The sequence below is a fragment of the Nereida sp. MMG025 genome, from assembly GCF_021654165.1.
Taxonomy (GTDB): domain Bacteria; phylum Pseudomonadota; class Alphaproteobacteria; order Rhodobacterales; family Rhodobacteraceae; genus Nereida.
The window spans coordinates 1070405-1086472 of the sequence record NZ_JAKFZN010000001.1 but is presented as its reverse complement, the minus strand read 5'-3'; the positions used below and the strand labels follow the sequence as shown (position 1 = coordinate 1086472).

General features: G+C 57.2%; 16 protein-coding genes. 2 read left to right on the top strand and 14 right to left on the bottom strand.

Features of this window, described 5'->3' with window-relative positions:
* Positions 1-367: 367 nt before the first annotated feature.
* From L1065_RS05370 to urtA, 13 genes are all read right to left on the bottom strand, one after another.
* Positions 368-1927, bottom strand: a complete 1560-nt coding sequence (locus L1065_RS05370; protein WP_237094402.1) for a 2-isopropylmalate synthase — start codon at positions 1925-1927, stop codon at positions 368-370.
* 180 nt (positions 1928-2107) lie between these two features.
* Positions 2108-2734 (bottom strand): urease accessory protein UreG, encoded by a 627-nt coding sequence (gene ureG / locus L1065_RS05365; RefSeq protein WP_237094401.1) that lies wholly within the window; start codon positions 2732-2734, stop codon positions 2108-2110.
* A complete protein-coding gene (locus tag L1065_RS05360) occupies positions 2731-3366 on the bottom strand; it encodes an urease accessory protein UreF (RefSeq protein ID WP_237094400.1) in 636 nt (211 codons plus the stop codon). Before L1065_RS05360 ends, ureG begins: the two co-directional genes overlap by 4 nt.
* Complete coding sequence (locus L1065_RS05355; protein ID WP_237094399.1) at positions 3356-3829, bottom strand: urease accessory protein UreE; 474 nt, start codon at positions 3827-3829, stop codon at positions 3356-3358. Before L1065_RS05355 ends, L1065_RS05360 begins: the two co-directional genes overlap by 11 nt.
* Positions 3829-5538 (bottom strand): urease subunit alpha, encoded by a 1710-nt coding sequence (gene ureC, locus L1065_RS05350; protein ID WP_237094398.1) that lies wholly within the window; start codon positions 5536-5538, stop codon positions 3829-3831. The genes L1065_RS05355 and ureC overlap by 1 nt, the downstream gene beginning before the upstream one ends.
* Positions 5539-5844: an urease subunit beta gene (locus L1065_RS05345; RefSeq protein WP_237094397.1), complete on the bottom strand. Its 306-nt coding sequence runs from the start codon at positions 5842-5844 to the stop codon at positions 5539-5541.
* Between the two features lie 11 nt (positions 5845-5855).
* Positions 5856-6158, bottom strand: a complete 303-nt coding sequence (locus L1065_RS05340; RefSeq protein ID WP_237094396.1) for an urease subunit gamma — start codon at positions 6156-6158, stop codon at positions 5856-5858.
* A 3-nt stretch (positions 6159-6161) separates the two neighbouring features.
* Complete coding sequence (locus L1065_RS05335; protein ID WP_237094395.1) at positions 6162-6947, bottom strand: urease accessory protein UreD; 786 nt, start codon at positions 6945-6947, stop codon at positions 6162-6164.
* Between the two features lie 221 nt (positions 6948-7168).
* The gene (urtE, locus tag L1065_RS05330; RefSeq protein ID WP_237094394.1) at positions 7169-7858 is read right to left on the bottom strand and encodes an urea ABC transporter ATP-binding subunit UrtE; all 690 of its coding nucleotides are present in this window, start codon (positions 7856-7858) and stop codon (positions 7169-7171) included.
* Positions 7851-8606: an urea ABC transporter ATP-binding protein UrtD gene (gene urtD, locus L1065_RS05325; RefSeq protein WP_237094393.1), complete on the bottom strand. Its 756-nt coding sequence runs from the start codon at positions 8604-8606 to the stop codon at positions 7851-7853. Before urtD ends, urtE begins: the two co-directional genes overlap by 8 nt.
* Positions 8603-9814: an urea ABC transporter permease subunit UrtC gene (gene urtC / locus L1065_RS05320; RefSeq protein ID WP_237094392.1), complete on the bottom strand. Its 1212-nt coding sequence runs from the start codon at positions 9812-9814 to the stop codon at positions 8603-8605. Before urtC ends, urtD begins: the two co-directional genes overlap by 4 nt.
* A complete protein-coding gene (gene urtB, locus L1065_RS05315; protein WP_237094391.1) occupies positions 9811-11748 on the bottom strand; it encodes an urea ABC transporter permease subunit UrtB in 1938 nt (645 codons plus the stop codon). The genes urtC and urtB overlap by 4 nt, the downstream gene beginning before the upstream one ends.
* Before the next feature lie 77 nt (positions 11749-11825).
* Positions 11826-13100, bottom strand: a complete 1275-nt coding sequence (gene urtA / locus L1065_RS05310; RefSeq protein WP_237094390.1) for an urea ABC transporter substrate-binding protein — start codon at positions 13098-13100, stop codon at positions 11826-11828.
* Positions 13101-13434: 334 nt separating this feature from the next.
* Here urtA and L1065_RS05305 point away from each other — a divergent pair, with 334 nt between their 5' ends.
* Positions 13435-14100, top strand: coding sequence for an SDR family NAD(P)-dependent oxidoreductase (locus L1065_RS05305; protein ID WP_237094389.1), 666 nt, complete (start codon positions 13435-13437; stop codon positions 14098-14100).
* Positions 14094-15623, top strand: coding sequence for a cryptochrome/photolyase family protein (locus L1065_RS05300; RefSeq protein ID WP_370641140.1), 1530 nt, complete (start codon positions 14094-14096; stop codon positions 15621-15623). Before L1065_RS05305 ends, L1065_RS05300 begins: the two co-directional genes overlap by 7 nt.
* Here L1065_RS05300 and L1065_RS05295 read toward each other — a convergent pair.
* Entirely contained in the window at positions 15620-16066 is a 447-nt protein-coding gene (locus tag L1065_RS05295) for an SH3 domain-containing protein (protein WP_237094550.1), read from the bottom strand. The two genes, L1065_RS05300 and L1065_RS05295, sit on opposite strands and share 4 nt — an antisense overlap.
* Positions 16067-16068: the final 2 nt, after the last annotated feature.

The window sequence follows — 16068 nt, the reverse complement described above, 5'->3', positions numbered from 1 at the left end:
AAGGGCGCGTCTCTGCGAAAGGGGGTTGGCAACACCCGCGCGCGACAAATGCGCAGGATGCCGCCGCTTTGAAAGCTGAGCGGCCAAGCCACGATCTCGCCGCCGGATATGGGGCATGCATGCGCGGGGCAGCTGTGCAAGGAAGGCCCGACCTAGGCCCGTCCGAAAGCGAGAGAGTGGGCGACACCCTATGCAAACATCTGATCGGCATCACATGACGATTGGCGAGCGGCTGGATCGGGAAAAAATTGATCTGGAATGCCCGGAGATCGTTTGGATCGGTGACGATTTCGCAGTTTAGATTGAGGGATGTTTGATTTGGCGCCTTGCCCCAACCATCACGAAAGAAGGTTGGGGCGGCTGTTATTTAGCTGACGTCCTTATAGCTTACGCCTTTGGTGTCGTAGCCTGGTTGCTGTTCGTCGCGTCGCGCGATCAACCGATTGAGCGCTGCGATATAGGCTTTGGCTGAGGCCACAACCGTGTCCGTGTCGGCGGATTGGCCTGTAGCGATTTTGCCGTCTTCTTCCATGCGCACATTCACGGTGGCCTGCGCATCGGTGCCTTGGGTGACAGCCTGCACCTGATAAAGCTGCAGGCGTGCGCCGTGAGGGGACAGCTGTTTGACAGCGTTAAACGTCGCATCCACGGGGCCATCGCCCGTGGCCGTGACGGATTTTTCGGTGCCATTAACGTTCAGAACCATGCTGGCTTCTTGTGGGCCATCGGTGCCGCAGACGACTTTCAGCGAGACCAGCCTGAGTGCCGCATCGTTTGCGACATTGGCTTGCATCAACGCGATAAGATCGTCGTCGTAGATTTCTTTTTTGCGATCGGCCAGTTCCTTGAAGCGCACAAAGACATCCTTGAGTTCATTGTCGCCCAACTCAAACCCCAGATCGGCCAGCTTGGAGCGCAGCGCCGCACGGCCCGAATGTTTGCCCATCACGATATTTGTCTCAGACAGGCCCACGTCTTCGGGGCGCATGATTTCGAATGTTTCCGCGTTTTTCAGCATGCCGTCCTGATGGATGCCGCTTTCGTGGGCAAAGGCATTTTTGCCGACGATGGCCTTGTTGGGCTGGACCAAAAAGCCCGACACCGATGCCACGCGGCGCGAGATGTTCATGATCTTGGTGCTGTCGATGCCTGTGGTGAAGGGCATGATGTCGTTTCGCACCTTCAGCGCCATAACGACTTCTTCCAAAGCGGTGTTGCCCGCGCGTTCGCCCAAGCCATTGATCGTGCATTCGATTTGGCGCGCGCCGCCTTCGACGGCGGCCAAGGCATTGGCCGTCGCCATGCCAAGATCGTTGTGGCAGTGCGTGGCAAAGATCACCTCATCTGCGCCAGGCACAGTCGCAATCAGCCGTTTGATCAGATCGGCGCTTTCGCGCGGCGCTGTATAGCCAACGGTGTCGGGAATGTTGATGGTGGTGGCGCCTGCCTTGATCGCAATTTCCACCACGCGGCACAGGTAATCCCATTCCGTGCGGGTTGCATCCATTGGCGACCATTGCACATTATCGGTCAGGTTGCGGGCGTGGGTCACGGTGTCGTGGATACGCTCGGCCATTTCGTCTTTGGTCAGGTTCGGGATAGCGCGGTGCAAGGGTGATGTGCCGATAAAGGTGTGAATCCTTGGCTTTGCGGCGTGTTTTACAGCGTCCGCACAGCGATCGATATCCTTGAAGTTCGCCCGCGCCAGCCCGCAGATCACGGACGTCTTGCTGCGCTTGGCAATTTCGGAAACGGCGGCAAAGTCGCCTTCGGATGCAATGGGAAAACCAGCTTCGATGATATCGACGCCCATATCATCCAGCAATTCGGCGATTTCGAGTTTTTCTTCGTGGGTCATAGTGGCGCCCGGAGATTGTTCTCCGTCGCGCAAAGTTGTGTCAAAAATGACAACGCGGTCCTGCGACATGGTCTGTATTCCTTATGGGTATTTGGGGGTATCGGCGCTTGGACCTACTGAGCGGGCGCGCCGATGGACACGCTCAGCGCAGGCTAAGACGTAGGAGCAGGGCGATATGTGCAACCATGTTCATACCTGTCTTTATACAGGTGCGTTTTGGTTTGTGAAGAGCGTTTGCGCCGTGATTTATTATGCTTTTGCCAAACCAAGCGCGCCCTGATCGCAAATGAAGCTTTTGATGGCGTCGACGCCATCGGCTTGCTTGAGGTTGCAAAAGACATGCGGGCGCCCGCCGCGCACGCGGGTTGCATCGCGGTCCATTACCTCAAGCGATGCACCCACATGCGGCGCAAGATCGGTCTTGTTGATGATGAGCAGGTCCGAGCGGGTCAGCGCAGGTCCCCCTTTGCGCGGGATTTCTTCGCCAGCGGCCACATCGATCACATAGATCGTCAGATCCGCCAATTCGGGGCTGAATGTGGCCGACAGGTTGTCGCCGCCACTTTCGATGAGAACCAGATCAAGATCGTCGTGTCGTTCATTCATCTGCTCGATCGCAGCAAGGTTTATCGACGCATCTTCGCGGATTGCGGTATGCGGACAGCCCCCTGTTTCAACACCGATGATACGGTCCTGGGGCAGCACCTGCATACGCATCAGTGCCTCGGCATCTTCTTGGGTGTAGATATCATTGGTGATGACGCCGATGGAAAAATCGGGATGAAAAACGCGGGCAAGTGCGGCGGTTAATGTGGTTTTACCAGCCCCAACTGGGCCGCCGATCCCGACGCGCAAGGGGCCGTTCAATTTGGTCATGTCTGGAAAATCCTTGGGGTTTGGGTCTCGTGTCGCATGGCTGCGATATCTGACAGAAAGGCACAGGACGCCATATTATCCAGCGTGGCAGCATGCGTGTCCTGAGCCATTTTTTGGCACGCTGGCGTGAGGTCTTTCACAATGGCTTGCCCTTGGGTCTGGCCCAAGGCCATCAACCGTTGGGCGGCCTGAACCAGATTGGATAACGTGGCTTGCAAAAACATCGCGCAGGCAAGGGTCGGGTCAATACCAAGGCGGCCCGCCGCAGCACCCACAGCAACGGGGTAGATCAGCGGCGCATCGTCCATATTCCAAAGGTGGGCTGTGGTTTTCACAAAGGCTGCACCTTGCCGCAGTGTTTCGCGCTGACGTTCGGCGGAGGCCGCAAAGGCAAGGCCCATGCTATTTACATCGCCGACAGGAACATCACCCGCGTGCGCGGCGCGCAGCAAGATGCAATCGTTGCGGCCACTTCCATGAACAAGGATATCGCTGAGCCAGTCTTGCAAATCGGCAGCGTCTTTGATCCAACCGGCGCTTATTGCGGCCTCAAGCCCGTGCGAATAGGCGAAGGCCCCGATGGGATAGGCCGGTGACAGCCATTGGGACAATGTCAGGATTTCAGTGTTCATGGCTATGGTCGTGCGAATGGGCGTGGCCTTGCGTGCGCCCGCGGCCGTAAGCCCCGCCTTCAGGGGTGAAAGGCTCAAACACATCCGCGACACTCGCGCCGCGCCGTTCCATCAAATCACGGATCACGTGGTCGGGCTGAATGAGGACGCGTGAGCGCTCAAGCTGAGCAGGGCAGTGGCGGTTGCCGATATGCCAGACCAGCGGCAACAGGTTGTCGGCGGTGATTTGCAACAGGGCTTCATCGGCTGCGGCGACCTCGATCAGGCGGCCATCGGTCAGCACAAAAGCGTCGCCGTGATCTATGTTTGTTGCCTTTTGCAAATCGACAAGCAGCTTGGCGCCTGCCTGTGTTGTCAGGACCTTGCGGCGCAAAAGGCGTTCTTCATAGGTCAGCACACAGCGATCCACCGCCGTGTCCCAATGGCCAGTACGCTGGATGGATTGGCAAACAAAGTCCACCATCAGAACAGGAAATACCGTTGGGCCATTGGCAGCGTTTCGGCAGGCTGACAGGTAAGCAACTCGCCATCCGCGCGGACTTCGTATGTTTCGGGATGCACCTCGATTGCCGGCAAGGCATCGTTCAAAAGCATGTCGGTTTTGCCGATGTTGCGCGTATTTTCCACCGCGACGGTCTGCTTGGCCAACCCGAGCGTATCCCGCAAACCTTGTGATTGCGCGGCCTGAGAAATGAACGACACAGATGAGTTTTTGCGCGCGCCGCCCAAGGCGCCGAACATGGGACGCGTGTAGACTGGCTGTGGCGTGGGGATCGAGGCATTGGGGTCGCCCATCTGGGCAACTGCGATGGAGCCGCCCAAGAGCACCATCTCTGGCTTCACCCCGAAAAAAGCAGGCGACCAAAGCGCCAGATCTGCGCGTTTACCCACCGAAATATCGCCCAGAACATGCGATACGCCCTGCGCGATTGCAGGGTTGATCGTGTATTTGGCGATGTAGCGGCGCACGCGCAAGTTGTCGTTTTCGCCCGTTTCATCGGGCAGACGGCCCCTTTGTTTTTTCATTTTATCGGCGGTTTGCCATGTGCGGATTAGAACCTCGCCCACGCGCCCCATCGCTTGGCTGTCGCTGGCAATGATCGAAAATGCACCAATGTCGTGCAAAATATCTTCGGCTGCGATGGTTTCACGGCGGATGCGGCTTTCGGCAAATGCGATGTCCTCGGGGATGGATTTGTCGAGGTGATGGCACACCATCAACATATCCAGATGTTCTTCCAGCGTGTTAATTGTGAAAGGCCGCGTGGGGTTGGTCGAAGAAGGCAGAACGTTGGCATCGCCACAAATCTTGATAATATCGGGCGCATGTCCACCCCCGGCGCCTTCGGTGTGAAACGCGTGGATTGTGCGGCCCTTCAACGCGCCAACAGTGTGTTCAACAAAGCCAGATTCATTCAGCGTGTCTGTGTGGATCATCACTTGCACATCCATATCGTCGGCCACGCCAAGACAGCAGTCGATTGCGGCCGGGGTGGTGCCCCAGTCTTCATGGAGTTTGAGTGCGCAGGCCCCGCCATTGACCATTTCCACCAAAGCGTCGGGCTGACTGGCATTGCCTTTTCCTGACAAGCCGATGTTCATCGGGATATCATCAAAGGATTGTAACATGCGTCCGATGTGCCAAGGGCCGGGCGTGCAGGTGGTGGCCAATGTGCCATGTGCAGGCCCTGTTCCGCCGCCAAAACATGTTGTCACTCCGGAGTGCAGGCTATCTTCCATCTGTTGCGGGCAGATAAAGTGGATGTGACTGTCCATACCGCCAGCGGTCAGGATGCGCCCTTCGCCTGCGATGATCTCGGTGCCCGGACCGATGATGATATCAATGTTGGGCTGCGTATCTGGGTTGCCCGCTTTTCCGATGGCGTGGATAAGCCCGTCTTTCAGCGCGACATCTGCTTTGTAGATGCCCGCGTGATCGACGATCAGCGCATTGGTGATGACCGTGTCAACGGCACCTGCCGCGCGGGTGATCTGGCTTTGCCCCATACCGTCACGAATGGTTTTGCCGCCGCCGAATTTTACCTCTTCGCCGTATGTTGTCAGATCGCGTTCGACCTCGATGATCAAATCGGTATCGGCCAGACGCAGCCTGTCGCCTGTGGTGGGGCCAAACATGGCAGCGTAGGTGGAGCGCGAGATTTCGGTGGCCATTTACAGATCCCCCATAACGTCTTGGTTAAAGCCGATAATCCGCCGTGCACCGCTGATTGTGATCAGCCGCACTTCGCGGCGCTGCCCCGGCTCAAAACGGACGGCGGTGCCCGACGCGATATCAAGCCGCATGCCACGCGCCGCCGCGCGGTCAAAGTCGAGCGCAGGGTTGGCTTCGGCAAAATGATAGTGGCTTCCAACTTGCACGGGCCTGTCACCTGTATTGGCCACGATCAGCGTCATCGCCGCGCGCCCTTCATTCAGGGTCAGCGTGCCTTCGGCGGGGAACAATTCTCCGGGGATCATCGCAAAACTCCTTACCTGATTGGGTTGTGAACGGTAACAAGTTTTGTGCCATCGGGAAATGTCGCTTCGACCTGCACGTCGTGGATCATATCGGCAACGCCGTCCATGCATTGTGCGCGGGTGACCACATGGCCGCCAGCTTCCATCATATCCGCGACCGACCTGCCGTCGCGGGCCCCTTCGACCACTGCTTCGGTGATCAGGGCTATGGCTTCGGGGTGGTTCAGCTTTACACCGCGTGCAAGCCGCTTGCGCGCAACCTCGGCTGCCATTGCGATCAGCAATTTGTCTTTTTCACGTGGGGTCAATTGCATGGGTCATAGTCTCCATGAGGTTGGAAGGGGGCGATTGGACATCGCCTCAAGGGTCGGCACCAGATCACGGCGCAACAGAAAACTGTCTTGCGCCAGATGACGCACGACGAGTGTATCTTCCGCCAACAGGCTTGCGCCCGCAGTCGGTGGTAAAAGGCTGCGTATCTTGGCAAGCCGTGTGGCTGCATCGGGGCAAACCAGAACCACACTGGCCATTGCACTGCAGCCCTTGGCGAGCGCAGACCGTGCCATCAAACTGGCAGCATCGCCACAGATATGAACCGCATCCAGATAGAGCGGCTTGCCCTCGCGGTTGATGGTGATGCGGTCGCGAAAGGTGATGTCATGCAGTGTTTCGCCCATTGCGGCACGGCCAAAGACGACGGGTTCGACCATCAAAAGCTCGGCATCAGAAGCCAGCTCGATGTCAAGCGTGCGGGTAAGCGCGGATCCTTCAAAAAGGATCATTTCTTGTGGGAGCCAGTTCAAACGTGCGCGGCGTTCAACACATAGCCTTGTTGTGATGCGGCCAACTTCGTCTGATTGCGCCCGATACGCGCGTTCGGCCGCCTGTGTTGTGATCGAGAGTTCGGCACCTGTTTGCACAGTCGCGTCCAATTCAAACCGGTCGCCGCCTGTGACGCCACCAGCGGTATTGATCAGGATGGCTTCGATATCTTTGGCGGTTTGTCGGGGGAAGACGAGCTTTGTGGCACCCGATTGTCGCAACGTGCCTAAACGCGTGCGCCCATCATCATCAGCCGTAACACGAACGATCCCGCCCCCCAAAGCGCGTGGTTGGCGGGCATTGCCCTGTTTGGGGGTGATATGGGTCTGGATGGTGATGGCGGCTCACGAAAAATGACTGGCTGTGTCCTGCTTCAATCACGGTGCTCGGGGGTTCAACAGCCTTGGCTGGCGACGAGGGCGGCTATGGTAGACGGGCTTGCAGGGCTTGCATAATTGTAAGGCGTGATGCGTAAAAAACAGGCAACTGCGAATCCGGTGGTTTACACGGATACCAAAGATAGCACTTTTGCCCGATCCGATGCGGCGCGTGTGTCGTTGTGGATGATTTCGCCCCTTTGCATAGCCACGATGCGGTCAGCCAGTTTCCATGCAAAATCGAACCTCTGTTCAACCAGTACAATCGCCATATCACCTGCCTCGCGCAGCCCTGTAATTACCCGACCGATATCTGCGATGATCGACGGCTGGATCCCTTCGGTCGGTTCATCCAGCAGCAACACCCGCGGGCGGGTGATCAAGGCACGTGCGATAGCGAGCTGTTGTTGTTGGCCCCCTGAAAGGTCGCCGCCACGTCTTGCGCGCATCTCTCGAAGGATGGGAAACAGCTCATAAATATGATCTGGGATTTCGCGCTCTGCACGGGGAAGGCAGGCAAAACCCGTTTCAAGGTTTTCTTGCACCGTCAAAAGTGGAAAGACCTCGCGCCCTTGGGGGACATAGGCGATGCCTGCGCGTGATCTGGCGCGCGCGCCTGTGGCCAGTGGCACATCATTGAGCCGCACTTCGCCGCCTGACGGATGGCGCCCTGCAAGGGCGGACAAAAGCGAGGTTTTCCCAACACCATTCAGCCCCATCACGGCGGTAACTTCGCCCACACGCGCCTCAAAATCCAGGCCCGGTAAAATGACAGACCCACCGTAGGCCAGCGTCAGGTGTCGTGCTTCAAGCATTGCTGTCCCCTTCGTCGCGTCCCAGATAGACATCGATCACTTGCGGGTTGGCTGTTACGTGATCCAGCGAGCCTTCGGCCAACACCCGACCCTCATGCAAAACCGTCACGCGACAATTCAGGCGCCTTACGAATTCCATGTCATGTTCGACCACGACAACAGCCCGCGTTTTCGCGGCTTCAACCAACATCGCGGTGGTCTTTTCGCGTTCGGCTGTGGTCATCCCTGCTGCGGGCTCGTCGACCAGCAAAAGGCGGGGTTCCTGCGCCAGCAACATCCCGATTTCCAACCACTGTTTTTGTCCATGCGAAAGCGCACCTGACTTGATGTTCAGCGCATCAGACAGGCCCACCTGGTCGGCCAATGCCGCGATCTGATCTGCACGTGCGCGGCGTTTGAACAGCACAGGCACAGGTCCACGTGCCCCTTTAAGGGCGAGACGCAGATTTTCGCGCACCGTCTGATCTTCAAATACGGTGGGTTTTTGGAACTTCCGTCCCAGTCCAAGCCGCGCGATGCGTGCTTCGGACAATCGGGTCAGATCGGTTGATGTCTCGCCCCAACGCACAGTGCCAGTATCAGGCCGTGTCTTGCCCGTGACGATATCCATGAAGGTGGTTTTGCCCGCGCCGTTCGGCCCGATCACTGCACGCATTTCAGGCTCTGAGATCGAGAACGACAGATTGTCGATGGCGCGGAACCCGTCAAAGGTTTTTGTCACGCCTGACACTTCCAGTAGAGCACTCATACCTTTTCCCCCCGTGCTTCTTCTTGCCGCAAAGCGCCTGCGTCTGGCCCCAGATCACCGACCCGTTTTGGCCGCGCAATACGGTCAAACAAGCCGCCGATGCCTTCGGGAGCAAAAAGTGTGACGGCAACAAAACCAAACCCGAGCAGAACCAGCCACCAGTCGGTCCAAAGAACGGTATAAATGCCCAGATCAATGTCTGGCGCCCCGCCGCCTGTAAACCAAGACGACAGCAACGACACGGCAGCAGCCCCAAGGATCGCGCCATAAAGGCGACCACGCCCGCCGATCGCCACCCAAACGGCAAGGTAAATAGATGCGATTGGTGCGATTTCGGCAGGGTTAATGATGCCCGCCTGCGGATAGTATAGCGCACCTGCAATGCCCGCCAGCATTGCGGTGCCTGTGAAGACCGCTAGCTTATAGGCCTCAACATTATAGCCAAGAAAACGCACACGTGTTTCATCGTCGCGGATTGCCCGCAGAACCGATCCGAAGCGGTCAGTCACGACCCAAGCCGCAAGCACATAGGTCAGCCCCAGTGCCACGGCAGAGGCCCAAAGAAACCACAGCGAAACTGTGCTTTGGGGCACCCCTTCGGCGCCCGGGATGTTCTGAAGGCCCGACAGCCCATTGTTGCCGCGCAGGCCGCTGTCATTTTGAAAAAGCCAAAGCGATAGCGCAAGCGTGCCAGCTTGGGTCAGGATTGACAGATACACCCCCGTCACACGGCTGCGAAAGGCAAGCCAGCCGAACACAAGTGCCAGCAACCCCGGAACCGCGACGACCGCCAGAAGTTGAACGAACAGCACATCCGAAAACGCCCACATCCAAGGAAATTCATCCGATCCGACAACCCCAAAAATCTGTAGTGCAGCGGCTTGGTCAATTTCCGCAGGCGTTGGCGGCAGGGCTGCGCGTTCAAGCTGCGTTGCGACAATCCCTTCGGTGCGCGCGCGCATCAACCACATGCCAATGCTGTATCCGCCGATCCCGAAAAATGCCATATGCCCAAGGCTCAGGATGCCTGTGTAGCCCCAGACAAGGTCCATCGCGACAGCGACCAGACACAGGCAAAGCGTCTTGCCCAGTGTTTTGACAAAGGAGGTTGAGACCAGCCCCGCTTCGGCCAGCACAGTCGCGCCGATGGTGACAATCGCCAGACAAACCAAAACGGTTGCAACATGAGGAATACGAAGAAGGGTCATTTTGCGAACCGTCCTTTTTGCGGCACGATCCCGCGGGGTCTGAACTGGATGAAGGCGATCACGAAAAGGATCATATATGTTTGGGCGGCAAGGGTATTTGACGGGTTGAGAAACTCGATCCCTTTTTGCATTCCGCCGATAAGACCCGCGCCAGCCAGAGTGCCGATCACCGAGCCTACACCGCCAACAACGACGGTCATAAAGCTCTGCACGATGTAACCTGCACCCATTTCTGATGTCACCTGCGCATAAAGGCCAATGGCGACACCCGCGACACCCGCGATGCCCGAACCCAAGCCGAATGTCAGCATGCCAATTCGGCCAGGATCAATTCCCATGCTGGCAGCCATGCCGGGATTTTGCGTAACGGCGCGGACCTCAAGCCCAAGCCGCGTGCGTTTCAGAACCAGCACAATGGCCGTCAGAAAGACGAGGGCCAAAAGGAAAATCGCAACCCTGATCCACGAAATAGAGATCGCATCCGAAATCACCCATGAACCGGCAAGCCAATCAGGTGATGTCAGCGGACGCGCTTGGGTGCCAAAGATGTTCTTGGCGATTTGCTGAAGCGCGATCGAAATACCAAAGGTTGCCAAAAGTGTTTCAAGCGGACGGTGCATCAAGTGGCGGATAACAAGCCGTTCAAGTGCGACGCCCGCAGCACCTGCGACCACAAAAGCAAGCGGAAGCGCAACGATGAGGGAGACGGTGTAATCGGGGATGATCGTCTGGACGACATAACCGGTGTAGGCCCCGATCATGATGAATTCCCCATGCGCCATATTGATCACGCCCATGACGCCAAAAGTGACGGCAAGGCCAACAGCGGCAAGAAAGTAGATTGAGGCAAGCGACAACGCGTCCAGTCCCAGATCAGCGGTTTGATGGAGGGCCAGGCGCGTTTCGACAGCCGCCGAGGCGATTTCTGCGGCCTGCGTGATTTCTGCGTTGGGTTCCGCGTAGCGTTCATAAATGACGATGCCTTCAAAGTCGGACATCGGGATCGCGCCCCAACCTTCCAGGGCGGGCGCCGTATTTGTCAAAGCGCCATAGGCCGCCCAACGAGCATCTTCGTTATCAAGAGAGGTCACGGGGATGCCTGCGACGGTGTCGTTTTCAATGGCGGCAATCAGGGCCGTATCACGGTCTTCGCGCGTGATCGGCGCTTCTGTCAATCCTGCATCAACCAAAAGGGCATGGGCCTGTGCAAGCGGTAGGTCGTCGATGGGCGTCAGAACACGGGCGACATTATCGCTCTCAGGCGGTGCGCTTTGTGCCACAACAAGGCTGGACGCCAAGATGCGCGAAAGGGTGGCGCGGTCTTCAATGGTGATGCTGTCGGAGAGCGCCTGAATAGCCGTGATCCGCGCTGACGGATCGGGATCAAAGCGGGCCGTTAGCCGCCGCTCCAGTGCAGATTTCATCGCGGCAACTTCTGCGTCGGCCTCATCTGTCATGGAGGTGCGCAAAGGTTCAAGCAATGCCGCAGATCCGTTGCGCTCCAATGCCGTAAGCGCCGCAATCCGCGCTTCACGGCGCGGGTCGCTGAGCTGAAATTCAATCAACGCCGTGCCAATCACGCGGCGCACGCCTGCGTTTGGGCGCAGCTCTTTTACAGCGTCGCGCGGGGCAACGCTTGTCTGCCCCGTATCAATGTCAGTGAGTTGGTATGTGTCGCCATCCCGGGCACCAATAAAGAAGGTGCCCTCAGCCTCCAGCAGAACGACGCGGCGATCCGTCCAGGCCTCAAGAAAGGCTTGCAGGTTTGGCGCGCCTGTTTCGGCCAGTCGGTCAAGAACTTCACCAACGGATCGGCGTGATGCGCGTTCAACCAATTCGGGCTGCGCCTGAAGCGCCGTCTGAAGAGGTCCGTAGGTTTGCGCAACCAGCGGGGTTGCAAAAAACACAACAAGCAAAAGGAGGATGCGAAGCACTGGAGTACCCCTTCGGGTGCAAAGAAAGAAAGCGCCGGGCCAAGGTCGGCCCGGCGCGTTGGTATCGGCCGAATGGATCAGTAGTTGGACTGAATCTGAACGCAGCTTTGTGTTTCGGTGTTGTACATCCCACAGCCAAGCTCAGGCCAGTTGGATGTCAGCACAGCTGAATCTGGCAGGTGGTCTGTCCAGGCATCGCCGGGCACTTCGGCCGTCTGGCTGATGATGTCGAACTGACCATCTGCGGTAATCTCGCCGATCAACACGGGCTTGGCGAGGTGATGGTTTGGCAGCATCACGGCCGTGCCACCTGTCAGGTTCGGGAATTCCTGACCATACATCGCGTCGCGTACTGCGTCCACATCCGTTGTGCCTGCGTCTTTGACGGCATTCACCCACATGTTGAAGCCGATATAGTGGGCCTCCATCGGGTCGTTGGTGACACGGTCGGCGCCCATGCGCTCTTTCCATGCGGCGATAAAGGCTGCGTTGGCGTCGGTTTCAGCCGATTGGAAGTAGTTCCAGGCTGCGAGGTGCCCGACCAGATCAGAGGTGTCCAAGCCAGACAGTTCTTCTTCCCCGACCGAGAAAGCGACGACGGGGATGTCTTCTGCCGATACACCCTGTGCGGCCAGCTCTTTGTAAAAGCCCACGTTTGCATCACCGTTGATTGTGGAAATCACGCCAACGGGGCGGCCTTCTTCACCCATTGCCACCACATCAGACACAATCGTTGCCCAATCAGAATGGCCAAACGGTGTGTAGTTCACAAAAATATCGTCCTCGGCAATACCGGCATCCGCCAGATAGGCTTCGAGGATGTTGTTGGTGGTGCGGGGATAAACATAATCGGTCCCAAGAAGGGCAAAGCGTTCAATGCCCAATTCCTCAAGGAAATAGTCGACCGCGGGGATCGCTTGTTGGTTGGGGGCGGCACCTGTGTAAAACACATTTTTGGAGGATTCTTCGCCCTCATATTGTACGGGGTAGAACATCAAACCGTTCAATTCTTCCAGCACGGGCAGCGCCGATTTGCGCGATACCGATGTCCATGAGCCGAAGATCACATCGACCTCTTCGACGGTCAGCAATTCGCGGGCTTTTTCTGCAAAGAGCGGCCAGTCCGAGGCGGGGTCAACCACAACGGCTTCGATCTCGCATCCCAAAAGGCCGCCTGCTGCGTTTTGTTGATCGACCAGCATCTCGACGGTGTCTTTCAAGGTGGTCTCGGAAATCGCCATCGTGCCAGACAGTGAGTGTAGAACGCCAACCTTGATCGGATCGGCGCAATCCTGCGCTTGCGCGGCTGTCGCAGCAAAGATTGCAACTGTTCCCAAAAGTAGTTTTTTCATCTGTCTCTCTCCATAACTGACAGTCTCTGACGCTGCGCGGCGACGTTGTGCAGCGCGCGTCGTCGGCCATAGAAGCGCGTTAAGAGAGCCGTTGGCGCAAGGTCATGCTGCACCGCAGAGATGCGCGATGCGGGTGGATGCCTATAAATTAATCGTTCTGGGTTGGGGCTGAATGAAATTTAGGCGCCGCGCCTAGGCTCTGTTCTTGGTAAGAACGGATTAAGCCGCGTTTTGGGCGATGATTTGAGAATCTCTGTGACGAGGCGAAATCAGTATCGCGTCTTTTTCTGTCGCCCGAACTTGAACGCCTGTTTCTTGGGCTAGCTCATGGGGCATGACAAAAGCACTTATTATCGGCGCGTCCGGGGGCATTGGATCGGCCATTCAAACCGCGCTTTCGCAGCAAGGCGTAACGACCACGGGCATATCGCGATCCGGCGATGGCTTGGATATAACAAACGAAACGTCCGTAAAGGCCGCATTGCAGCCGCTTGAGGGTGATTTTGATTTAATCATGGTCGCAACAGGCGCGTTGACGGCGGGGGGCTTTGAGCCCGAAAAGAGTATTAAGGCTTTGACCGCTGATGCAATGCGCACCCAATTCGATGTAAACACCATTGGTCCCGCCATGTGCCTGAAACACGGTTTGGGATTGCTGGCCAAGGACAGACCTGCGGTTTTCGCAGTCTTGTCTGCCCGTGTGGGTAGCATTGGCGATAACGGTATCGGTGGCTGGTATTCCTACCGCGCGGCGAAGGCGGCGGTAAACCAAATTGTTCATACCGCGGCGATAGAGGCGAATCGCACCCATAAGCAAGCCGCTATCGTTGCCTTGCATCCCGGCACCGTTCAAACGCCGTTCACGGAAAAATATGTGGGTCGCCATAAATCGGTCCCCGCTAATGAAGCGGCGCAAAACCTGATCCGCGTGATGGCAGGGCTTGGGCCCTCGCAAACAGGTAAGTTCTTTGATTGGTCAGGGGCGGAGGTGCCGTGGTGACGCGTTTGGTTTTGGTGTTGGGGGATCAGCTGTCCAAGGGCCTTTCGGCCTTGGCAGAGGCAGATCAGGAAAAAGACATCGTTGTCATGGCCGAGGTGTCCGAAGAGGCTACCTACGTGCGCCATCACCCCAAAAAGATTGCGTTCCTGTTCAGCGCCATGCGTCATTTCGCAGATGAATTGCGCCAAGGGGGTTGGACCGTTGACTACACCACATTGGATGACCCGGAGAACAGTGGCTCGATCACAGGCGAGCTGCTGCGCCGCGCGGACCAGCATGGTGCGACACAGGTTTTGACAACCGAATGCGGCGAATGGCGATTGATCGCCGCGCTTGAGGATTGCCCGCTGGAGATGACGGTGCTGCCCGATACGCGCTTTATTGCAAGCCACAAGATGTTCGAAGACTGGGCAGAGGGCCGCAAACAGTTGCGGATGGAGTATTTCTATCGCGAGATGCGCCGCAAAACGGGCCTTTTGATGGACGGGGACAAACCTGTTGGTGACAAATGGAATTTCGACCATGACAACCGCAAGCCTGCCCCCGACGAGGTGACCTTTGAGGGACCACTTCGGTTTGAACCCGATGAAGTGACGCGCGAGGTCCTTGATCTGGTTGAGGCGCGGTTTGACAATTCTTTTGGGGATTTACGCCCCTTTTGGTTTGGTGTGACCCGCGCACAAGCACTTGAGCAGCTTGATCACTTTATCGCGCAGGGGCTTTCCAAGTTCGGTGACTTTCAAGATGCGATGCTGAACGACAACCGCTTTTTATACCACGGTTTGATCAGTTTTTATATCAACGCAGGCCTGCTGGATCCTTTGGAAGTCTGTCAGGCGGCCGAGGTGGCCTATCAGCAAGGCAAAGCCCCGATCAACGCGGTGGAAGGCTTTATCCGCCAGATCATTGGCTGGCGTGAATATGTGCGCGGCATCTACTTTCTGGAAGGGCCAGACTATCCCAAGCGCAATTTTCTGAAAGCCGATCGCGCGCTGCCTGCGCTCTACTGGGGCGGGCAGACGCAAATGAATTGCCTGTCCAAAGCCGTCGAACAAACCAAGGAAGAGGCCTACGCCCATCACATCCAACGCCTGATGGTGACGGGCAATTTCGCGCTTTTGGCAGGTGTGGATCCGCATGAGGTTCATGAATGGTATCTGGCAGTCTATGCCGATGCCTTTGAATGGGTCGAGGCGCCGAACACCGTCGGAATGAGTCAATTCGCCGACGGCGGAATTATTGCAAGCAAACCCTATGTCTCAAGCGGAAGTTACATCAACAAGATGTCGGATCATTGCAAAACCTGCGCCTATAAAGTGAGTAAAAAAACAGGGGAGGGCGCTTGCCCCTTCAACCTGCTTTACTGGGATTTTTTGGTGCGCCACCGCGAGACGTTTTCCAACAACCCGCGTATGGGGCAGATGTATCGCGTTTGGGATAAGATGGACGATCAGCGACGCGAAACGGTTATCCGTGAGGCAGGTGTATTTCTGGATAAGCTGGACGCAGGCGAGGTGGTTTAGTCCCGCAACTCGCCCGGTTTTACGCCCCAAAGCACGTCCTTTTTAGCCCACCCACGATAGCCTTGCGCACTCAGGCGGCACCATTCGGGATCACATTCACCCAGACGTGCAACAACACCCAGTTCCAGCTGCGCGTTAACAGGGCTTGCCAAGGTCGGTTTTGCACGCAGCTCCAGCATGTCTTGTTCGACAATCACGGTCCGCTTGCCGGACAGCAACGAGTAATGCAGCCAGCCTCCGACACCCTCGCGGTCTTCAACGCGCCGCCAGTGACCATGTTCTGCGGTGATCCGCAGGGGCATATCGCGATGCTTGAAGACCCAGTCAACACGGTGGGTCAGCGATGGACCACGCCGCACGTTTCCTTCACTGGCCTTGAGCGAAACATAGCGCGGCATCGGCAGCCCTGTGACAGGCCCCTTGACAGTCTCAGCCAAGGTCATTT

Coding starts and splice junctions, on each gene's coding strand:
- L1065_RS05370 (WP_237094402.1), bottom strand. CDS start 1,927: ATGTCGCAGGACCGCGTTGTCATTTTTGACACAACTTTGCGCGACGGA.
- ureG (WP_237094401.1), bottom strand. CDS start 2,734: ATGACCAAATTGAACGGCCCCTTGCGCGTCGGGATCGGCGGCCCAGTT.
- L1065_RS05360 (WP_237094400.1), bottom strand. CDS start 3,366: ATGAACACTGAAATCCTGACATTGTCCCAATGGCTGTCACCGGCCTAT.
- L1065_RS05355 (WP_237094399.1), bottom strand. CDS start 3,829: ATGGTGGACTTTGTTTGCCAATCCATCCAGCGTACTGGCCATTGGGAC.
- ureC (WP_237094398.1), bottom strand. CDS start 5,538: ATGGCCACCGAAATCTCGCGCTCCACCTACGCTGCCATGTTTGGCCCC.
- L1065_RS05345 (WP_237094397.1), bottom strand. CDS start 5,844: ATGATCCCCGGAGAATTGTTCCCCGCCGAAGGCACGCTGACCCTGAAT.
- L1065_RS05340 (WP_237094396.1), bottom strand. CDS start 6,158: ATGCAATTGACCCCACGTGAAAAAGACAAATTGCTGATCGCAATGGCA.
- urtE (WP_237094394.1), bottom strand. CDS start 7,858: ATGCTTGAAGCACGACACCTGACGCTGGCCTACGGTGGGTCTGTCATT.
- urtD (WP_237094393.1), bottom strand. CDS start 8,606: ATGAGTGCTCTACTGGAAGTGTCAGGCGTGACAAAAACCTTTGACGGG.
- urtC (WP_237094392.1), bottom strand. CDS start 9,814: ATGACCCTTCTTCGTATTCCTCATGTTGCAACCGTTTTGGTTTGTCTG.
- urtA (WP_237094390.1), bottom strand. CDS start 13,100: ATGAAAAAACTACTTTTGGGAACAGTTGCAATCTTTGCTGCGACAGCC.
- L1065_RS05305 (WP_237094389.1), top strand. CDS start 13,435: ATGACAAAAGCACTTATTATCGGCGCGTCCGGGGGCATTGGATCGGCC.
- L1065_RS05295 (WP_237094550.1), bottom strand. CDS start 16,066: ATGACCTTGGCTGAGACTGTCAAGGGGCCTGTCACAGGGCTGCCGATG.